Source organism: Arthrobacter sp. JCM 19049 (assembly GCF_001310435.1).
The window spans coordinates 1-1,955 of sequence record NZ_BAXF01000413.1; the positions used below are offsets into that span (position 1 = coordinate 1).

2 pseudogenes are annotated in these 1,955 nt (G+C 64.8%); both read right to left on the bottom strand.

The features are described 5' to 3' along the window. Positions 1 to 1,243, bottom strand: a pseudogene (locus JCM19049_RS12825) (hypothetical protein); the annotation flags it as partial. 254 nt (positions 1,244 to 1,497) lie between these two features. After that, positions 1,498 to 1,955, bottom strand: a pseudogene (locus tag JCM19049_RS23565) (SDR family oxidoreductase); the annotation flags it as partial.

A 1,955-nucleotide genomic window follows, 5' to 3' on the forward strand; every position in this document is an offset into this window, starting at 1 on the left:
CCGCCAAACCCGGTGTCGGCCAGCGCGGCATCACTTGCCGGGGCCTTGGCCTGAGCGGCGTCTTCGGTGTCGATCTTGTGCGCAACGGCTGCGCCGACGATCGTGGCCTCCGGCGTCTTGGCGGCTTGTGGTGACGCATTGCTGGAGGCTTCACCTCACCCTTGCCCTTGTCGTTGCCGCTCTCGGTCTGATCGCCGAAGTACCAGGCGAGGAAGTCCTCAAACCAGGCAGCGTCCTCGCCCTCCAAGAGCTCCCGGTAGCTTTCGATCAGTTCCTTCAGCTCGGCCTCGCTTTGGGCCATATCGAACTCGATGCCGAGGAAGATCCCGAGCAGTTCCCTACCCTGATCGGTGCTGAAGAACTGCTCCCACTGTGCTTCGTCCCAGCTTTCGCTGCCTTCCGGCAGCAGGCGCAGCACCTCATCGAGCCAGGCCTGTTCTTCATCGGAGAGGTCCGGGTCCTCGATGCTGGACTGTTCCAGGTATTCATCGACGAGACGGTCCCATTCCCGGCCCTGAGCAGTCTTGAAGAAGGCCTCCCATTGTTCTTCCGTCCAATTTTCATCGACCTGGGGGAAGCGTTCATCAAGGTAATCCCAGAACGCGTCCTCGTCGTCGAAGGACACGCCATTGACGTTGGCCGCGAAGAGGGATGCAAGATTCCTTGTGTCATCCCCACGGGTTTCCGCGGCCGGTTCCGGTGCTTGGTTCAGCTTTTCCTGCTTCTTCGGCACCGGCCCACCCTCCGATTGGGCGGCGGGGGCACTCTTTTCCGCGGACCCGGGAACCTCGGTGACCAGCGAGTTGTCCTCATCTGTCGTCCCGGAGCCGTTTGCCGGGGCCTGGTCCGTGGTGGGCTGATCCGCAGCGGTTGGCGCGGCGGGTTCTGCCGGTCCCGGTTCGGTGCGCTCTGTCTCGGTACCGTTCTCGGCTGGTGCCGCGGTTTCCTCAGGCGAAGCGGCCGGGTCGGTTGCCGCTTCAGCCGGCTCGTTCTCCGGCGGGGCCTGCTCGCTGGCAGCCGCTGTCATCGGTTCAGCCACGTCGGCCGCGCTCAGTTGTACCGGTTCCGACGGCACCGGAAGGGCGGCCGGTGCATTGGCCGCCGGTTCCTGGAGGGCGCTTGATTCGGCTGCAATTGCGGTGGGGGACTGCACGGTTTCGTCGGCCTGCGCCGCAGCGGGCGACAGCAGTAGGCCCGAAACGACGGCGGTGGAGAGGAGCGCTCCGGAGACGCGAGAGGTCATGGTTTTCCTGTTCTATACGCAAAGACAGCGGCTGGGACTGCGACCCTTGAAAGGTGGAAGAAAAGGCCCCGGCCGATCGCGTGCTCTTGAAGTGAACGCGTGACAAAGATCAACCTAGCGTACTTATTACCCGGCACAAAGCAGACGCACAGAATGACTTGAGCCGCCGGTCTGTTTCAGTTAAGGACGCAACCCCGCACCAACGGGTGCGGGGCTGCGTCCTTGCCTTCAATAAGCGTGGTTGGGGCCGCTCTTTACGGCCAGGAATCCTCACCTTCGTGGCAGATCAGCAGTTCGCGCACCTCGCAGCCCCGCGGCTGGGAGAGCGCGAACAGGATGGCGCCGGCCACCCGCGAGGGGTCGTTGAGCCGGGAGTTGTCCGCCGGGCGGTACTGCTCGGTGCGGTCATCGAAGAAGTGGGTGTCCATGCCGCCGGGGATGATCGTGGTGACCCCCAGCCGCCCGGCCGTTTCGGCGGCCAGCGCCTTGCTGAACCCCGAGCACCCCGAACTTCGAAGCGCAGTAGGCGGTCGCATCCGAAACGCCGCGCAGCGCCAGGGTCGAGGCGATGGTCACCAGACGCCCATGGCTTTTCTCCAGGTGCGGCAGCGCGGCCCGCGCCGTGGAGACCGTGCCGAGCAGGTTAACCCCCAGCACCAGCTCCCACTGGTCCGCCGGGACCTCATCCAGTTTGCCGCAGCGGTCAATGCCG